Origin of the sequence: Amaricoccus sp. (assembly GCF_017995835.1) — a bacterium.
In the GTDB taxonomy this organism is placed as follows: Bacteria; Pseudomonadota; Alphaproteobacteria; order Rhodobacterales; family Rhodobacteraceae; genus Amaricoccus.
The window spans coordinates 1-5,827 of sequence record NZ_JAGOID010000141.1 but is presented as its reverse complement, the minus strand read 5'-3'; the positions used below and the strand labels follow the sequence as shown (position 1 = coordinate 5,827).

General features: G+C 70.7%; 7 protein-coding genes. 5 read left to right on the top strand and 2 right to left on the bottom strand.

Going from position 1 to position 5,827, the window contains the following annotated elements:
* The 3 genes from KBA23_RS16905 to hisN form a co-directional block, all read left to right on the top strand.
* The coding region (locus tag KBA23_RS16905) for a hypothetical protein (protein ID WP_366935326.1) at positions 1–110 on the top strand (110 nt) is incomplete at its 5' end.
* A gap of 223 nt (positions 111–333) precedes the next feature.
* Entirely contained in the window at positions 334–717 is a 384-nt protein-coding gene (locus KBA23_RS15235; protein ID WP_290742636.1) for a helix-turn-helix transcriptional regulator, read from the top strand.
* 81 nt (positions 718–798) lie between these two features.
* Positions 799–1,608: a histidinol-phosphatase gene (hisN, locus tag KBA23_RS15230; RefSeq protein WP_290742633.1), complete on the top strand. Its 810-nt coding sequence runs from the start codon at positions 799–801 to the stop codon at positions 1,606–1,608.
* A 137-nt stretch (positions 1,609–1,745) separates the two neighbouring features.
* Here hisN and KBA23_RS15225 read toward each other — a convergent pair whose 3' ends face one another.
* On the bottom strand, positions 1,746–2,702 hold the full coding sequence (locus KBA23_RS15225; RefSeq protein WP_290742630.1) for an alpha/beta hydrolase: 957 nt from the start codon (positions 2,700–2,702) through the stop codon (positions 1,746–1,748).
* Positions 2,699–2,989 carry an SCP2 sterol-binding domain-containing protein gene (locus KBA23_RS15220; protein ID WP_290742627.1) on the bottom strand — a complete coding sequence of 97 codons (291 nt, stop codon included), beginning with the start codon at positions 2,987–2,989 and terminating at the stop codon, positions 2,699–2,701. The genes KBA23_RS15225 and KBA23_RS15220 overlap by 4 nt, the downstream gene beginning before the upstream one ends.
* 66 nt (positions 2,990–3,055) lie before the next feature.
* Here KBA23_RS15220 and KBA23_RS15215 point away from each other — a divergent pair, with 66 nt between their 5' ends.
* Together KBA23_RS15215 and KBA23_RS15210 are read left to right on the top strand one after the other, a co-directional pair.
* A complete protein-coding gene (locus tag KBA23_RS15215; protein ID WP_290742624.1) occupies positions 3,056–3,634 on the top strand; it encodes a tetratricopeptide repeat protein in 579 nt (192 codons plus the stop codon).
* A gap of 27 nt (positions 3,635–3,661) precedes the next feature.
* Positions 3,662–5,827 (top strand): helicase-related protein (locus KBA23_RS15210; RefSeq protein ID WP_290742623.1); only part of this gene is annotated, 2,166 nt, incomplete at its 3' end.

Sequence of the window (5,827 nt, the reverse complement as noted above, 5' to 3'; positions counted from 1 at the left end):
ACATTGAGGATGACGAGCTCGTCGAGGTGACGCCGAAGAGCATCCGTCTGCGCAAGCGTTTTCTCGATCCGCACGAGCGTCGCCGCCATGCGCGACAGGCGGCTTCCTGACCTTCGCATTCTGCAACGAGGTTTTGCAATTCACGGCAAGGTTGTGTTTGCGGTTTGGGATGCCGCCCACGATTCTCCCTACGGTTGCGTCGACAGACGATCATTGACCCCCGGAAAACCACAGATTGAACTCGCGAGACGCTCATCGCGTGCCGTGCGAGAGTTGGCACGGAACATGCATTGATCTGGGCAGCGACCCAGAATGCGGAAATGGAGCCTTCAGATGAGACACCCCGTGGACGTGCATGTCGGCAAGCGGGTTCGGCACCGGCGCTGGATGGTGGGCATGACCCAGCAGCAGCTCGGCGATATCGTCGGCATCAAGTTCCAGCAGATCCAGAAGTACGAGACCGGGATGAACCGCATCTCCGCCTCGCGGCTGTGGGACATCGCCCAGGCGCTGGACGTGTCGATCAGCTTCTTCTTCGAGGGGTTCGACAGCGAGTCCGAGGCCCCTGCCGGGACGAACGCCGCCGTCGAGGCGCAGCGGGGCGACCTGCTGGCCGACAAGGAGGCGCTGGAACTGGTGCGGTCGTACTACTCGATCCCCGAGGCGCAGCGGCGGCGGCTCTTCGACCTCGCCCGCGTGCTGAGCGACGTGGCCTGAGGGCCGCGGTACGCAGACTGATCGCTCCGGGCCGGGCGGCGACGGCGTCGTCCGGCATCCGGGCATGAAGACTGTCCGAACATGAAGTTTCCGCCCGACCTCGTCGCCGATCTCTGGCGCATGGCGGAGGAACTCGCCGACATCGCGGCGACGCACAGCCTGCCGCTTTTCCGCAGCCGGGGGCTTGCGGTCGAGAACAAGGGCGTCGGCCGGTTCGACCCGGTCACCGACGCCGACCGCGCCGCCGAGGCGGCGATGCGGGCGCATATCGAGGCCCGCCGCCCCGAGGACGGGGTGTTGGGCGAGGAGTTCGGGCCGAAGGCCGGAACCTCGGGCCTCACCTGGGTGCTCGACCCCATCGACGGGACGCGGGCGTTCCTCAGCGGCGTGCCGAGCTGGGGCACCCTGATCGGCCTTGACGTCGGCCACGGGCCGGCGCTCGGCGTCGTCGACCAGCCCTATATCGGCGAGCGGTTCATGGGCGGCCTCGGCCGCGCCGTCCTGCGCCGGGGCGACGCGGAGCGCCCCCTGCTCTCGCGGCCCTGCGGCCGGCTGTCCGACGCCGTCCTGTTTTCGACCTTTCCCGAGGTGGGCACGCCGGCCGAGAGGGCGGGCTTCGAGGCGGTCCGCGATCGCGTCCGGCTCACACGCTACGGGCTCGACTGTTACGCCTACGCCCTCGTCGCGCTCGGGCAGATCGACCTCGTCATCGAGGCCGGGCTCTTCGCCTATGACGTCCAGGGGCCGCAGGCGGTGATCGAGGCGGCCGGCGGCGTCGTCACCGACTGGCGGGGCGGCCCGGCGCACATGGGCGGCCGCGTGCTCGCCGCGGGCGACCGCCGCGTCCACGCGGAGGCGCTGGCGATCCTCTCCGGGGTCGCGGGCGCCTGAGTCCGACTCATACCGGCGGGCTCATGCTCGCGGACCTTTCGGGCTTAACACTTTTATCGTGTGTGCTCAGGTAGTTACCCTATCTATCACGCGTGTTAGCCCGTGTTGCGCCGGGCGGCCCGGCAGACTCGCCGGTATCAGCCGACGGCCTGACGCCCGGAAAGGGGCGCGGCGAGAAAGCCGTCGATCTCGTTCCAGACCACGGCGAGGATCTCCGGGCGCTCCATGAAAATCTCGTGCCGCGCCCCTTCGAGATCGACCAGCCGCCCGGCGCGCATCGCCTTCATCTGGGAGCGGATCACGCTCGCCGAGACCACCCGCTCCTCGGACCCGAGGAAGGTCAGGACCGGCAGGTTCGGCAGAGGCGCGACGTAGAGCCGCGCCATCTCCTCGAGCGCCGCCCGCGTCCACTGCACGTTCGGCCCGCCCAGCGACAGCTCGGGATGCGCGGTGATCTGGCGCACGCACCAGGCGAAGTGCTCGGGATCGGAGGTGAGCGCGTTGGTCTCGAATTCGACCGACAGCGCCGTCGGCCGCGGGCTCGCCCCCGGCGTCAGGCGCAGCCCGAACCCGAAGGCGCTGGCGAGCCGGGTCATCTTCGCCGTCAGCTCGCGCGTCGCGGCCCGCATCTGGAGGTGCCACATCGGCGCGGTGAACACCGCCGTCGCGAACCCCGACTCCTCGAGCAGCGTCCGAAGCCCGATGCAGGCCCCCATCGAATGCGCGATCATGTGCCGCGGTCCCGGCAGCGCCGCGACCTCGGGATGCGAGAGCAGCGCGCGCACGTCCTCCTGGTAGCGCCGAAAGTCGTCGACATGGCCGAGATGGGGCGTGACCGGGTGGCGCTGCGACAGACCCTGGCCGCGCCAGTCGATCACCGCGACCGAAAGGTCCCGCTCCCGCAGCCGCGTGACGACCCGGCCGTACTTCTCGACGAACTCGGTGCGCCCGGGCAGCACGATCGCCGTGCCCGCGGCGCCCCCGGACCAGACGGCGGCCCGCAGCCGCGTCCCGTCCTGCGCCTCCATCCAGAAGGCCCGAACGCCCTCGGGCGCGTCGGCGACCTCGGCGAAGAAGGGCGCCTCTCCGCTCATGCCAGCAAGCTGCCGAGCCTCATGGCCAACCCCATGTCGCCATCGACCTTGAGCCGGCCGCTCATGAAGGCGGCGGTCGGGTCGAGATCGCCGTCGAGGAGCGCGCGGAACGTGTCGATGTCGGCGGTCAGCGTGCAGTCGGCCTCCTCGTCGCCGATCCGCGCGCCCGCGCCGTCGAGGACGAGCGCCCCCGCCTCCTCGATCACGAACTTGACCGCCCCGTCCAAGCCGGAGCCGGCGAGCTTGGCGTTCAGCGCCGAAACCGCGCCTTCCAGGACGTCGCTCATGTCTTTTCTCCGGTTGGCGGGGCCGCGACCCTCGCATTTCTGCCGTCGATGCCTAATCTAGTCGGCATGACCGGGTTTCAAAAGCTCTCCCGCGCCCCGTCCGGCGTTCTCGTCGCCCTCCTGCTCGTGTCTGCGCCGGCGGGCTTCGCGCAGTCCCGGGGCGAGCGGGCCGCGAAGCTCGACGTACTGCTGACGGAGCTGTCGGAGCCCGGCCGGGCGGATTGGGAGACCGTGGAGACGGAGATCGAGCGGCTCTGGTCGCAATCGGGCTCTCCGGCGATGGACCTCCTGCTGCGCCGCGGCCAGGAGGCGATGGCGGCGGAGGACTACGCCGCCGCGGTCGAACATTTCAGCGCGCTGATCGACCACGCCCCCGAATTCGCCGAGGGCTGGAACGGGCGGGCGACGGCGTTCTTCTACATGGACGAGTATTCGCTCTCCCTCGCCGACATCGAGCGGACCCTCGCGCTCAATCCGAAGCATTTCGGCGCGCTGGAGGGGCTCGCGGCCATCTTCGAGGCGATGGAGCAGCCCGATCTCGCGATCGACGCCGCCGAGGCGGCGCTCGCCATCAACCCGAACCGTCCCAGCCTGCAGGAGACGCGCAAGCGGCTCGAGCGGGCCACGGGGTCGACCGAGCTCTAGACCGGCCAATCCGCGGAGGGACGAGGGATGCTCGACACGCCCGCCCGGGTCACGGCGATGCTCGGGCCGACCAACACCGGCAAGACCCACTACGCCGTCGAGCGGATGCTGGCGCATCGCACCGGCATCATCGGCCTGCCGCTGCGGCTGCTCGCGCGCGAGGTCTACGACCGGCTGGTCGAGCTGCGCGGCCCCTCGGTGGTGGCGCTCGTCACCGGCGAGGAGCGCATCGTGCCGGCGCGGGCGGCCTACTGGGTCTGCACCGTCGAGGCGATGCCGGTCGACATCCTGCCGGAGTTCCTCGCCGTCGACGAGATCCAGCTCTGCGGCGATCCGGACCGGGGGCATGTCTTCACCGACCGGCTGCTCAACGCCCGCGGCCTCTCGGAGACGCTGTTCCTCGGCTCGGACACGATGCGGGCCCGGATCGGAAGCCTGGCCCCTGGGGCGCAGTTCCTCCGGCGGGAGCGGTTCTCGAAGCTCTCGTACACCGGCCCGCGCAAGCTCAGCCGGATGCCGCCGCGGAGCGCGGTGGTCGGGTTTTCGGCGGACGACGTCTATGCGATCGCCGAGTTGATCCGCCGGCAGAAGGGCGGGGCGGCCGTGGTCATGGGCGCGCTCAGCCCGCGGACGCGCAACGCCCAGGTGGCGCTCTACCAGAACGGCGACGTCGACCACCTGGTCGCGACGGACGCCATCGGGATGGGGCTCAACCTCGACATCGCCCATGTCGCCTTCGCCGGCACGGTGAAGTTCGACGGGCGGCGGCACCGGGCGCTGGCCCCGAACGAGCTGGCGCAGATCGCCGGCAGAGCCGGGCGCTACACCGCGGACGGCACCTTCGGCGTGACCGGCGAGGCTGATCCCCTCGACCCGGAGGTGGTGGAGGCGATCGAGAGTCACAGCTTCGCCCCGCTGCGCCGGCTGCAATGGCGCAACGCGCGGCTCGACTTCGGCTCGACCGAGGCGCTGGTGGCGAGCCTGGAGGCGCCTTCGGAACATCCCGACCTGCAACGCGCGCGCGAGGCCGACGACGTCGCCACGCTCAAGGCGCTGATGGAGGTCGGCGACGTGGCGGGGAAGGTTCGCAACGCCCGCGACGTGCGGCTCCTCTGGGACGTCTGCCAGCTTCCCGACTTCCGCAAGGTGTCGCCGGGCGAGCACGCGCGGCTCTGCGCGCGGCTGCACGGGTTCCTGCACGACGGCGGAAGCGTGCCGACGGAGTGGCTCGCCGGCCAGATTCATCGCATCGACCGGACCGAAGGCGATATCGATGCGTTGTCGAAGCGGCTCGCCTTCATCCGGACCTGGACCTACGTGGCGCAGCGCCGGGGCTGGGTGGACGACGCGGACCATTGGCGGGGCGAGACCCGTGCGGTAGAAGACCGGCTGTCCGACGCGCTGCACGCGCGCCTGACGCAGCGGTTCGTGGACCGGCGCACGTCCGTGTTGATGCGCCGGCTGAAGCAGAGGGAGACGCTGGTGGCGAAGGTGTCCGATAGCGGCGAGGTCACGATCGACGACCAGTTCATCGGCCGTCTCGACGGCTTCCGGTTCCGGCTGGATCCGACGGCCGATCCCGAGGCGGCGAAGACGCTGCGGGCCGCGGGGGTCGCCGCGCTGGCGCCGGCGCTGTCGCTCAGGGCGGACCGGTTCTACAACGCCCCCGATCCCGAGATCGACGTGACCGAGCAGGGCGGGCTGATGTGGGGCGAGCACGCCGTGGGGCGGCTCGCGCCGGGCGCCGACGCGCTGTCACCGCAGGTGACGGCCTTCGTCGACGAGGACGCGCCGCCCGAGATCGCCGAAAAGGTCAAGCGTCGGCTGGGACACTGGATCGACCGCAAGATCGCCGCTCTCTTCGCGCCGCTGATCGCGATGCGGGACGACGAGGCGCTGACCGGAATGGCGCGCGGCATCGCGTTCCGCATGGTGGAGAGCCTCGGCGTCCTGCCGCGACCCGAGATCGCCGACGACGTGAAGGCGCTCGATCAGGACGGCCGCTCGAGCCTGCGCAAGCACGGCGTCCGCTTCGGGCAGCACACGGTCTTCCAGCCGCTGATGCTGAAGCCCGCGCCCACGCGGCTGCGCATGGTGCTCTGGGGGCTGAAGGAAGGGCTCGACGAGATCCCCTCCCCGCCGCCGCCCGGCCTCGTGACCGTCCCCGCCCTTCCCGGCGCCCCGGCGGGCTAC

Coding starts and splice junctions, on each gene's coding strand:
- KBA23_RS15235 (WP_290742636.1), top strand. CDS start 334: ATGAGACACCCCGTGGACGTGCATGTCGGCAAGCGGGTTCGGCACCGG.
- hisN (WP_290742633.1), top strand. CDS start 799: ATGAAGTTTCCGCCCGACCTCGTCGCCGATCTCTGGCGCATGGCGGAG.
- KBA23_RS15225 (WP_290742630.1), bottom strand. CDS start 2,702: ATGAGCGGAGAGGCGCCCTTCTTCGCCGAGGTCGCCGACGCGCCCGAG.
- KBA23_RS15220 (WP_290742627.1), bottom strand. CDS start 2,989: ATGAGCGACGTCCTGGAAGGCGCGGTTTCGGCGCTGAACGCCAAGCTC.
- KBA23_RS15215 (WP_290742624.1), top strand. CDS start 3,056: ATGACCGGGTTTCAAAAGCTCTCCCGCGCCCCGTCCGGCGTTCTCGTC.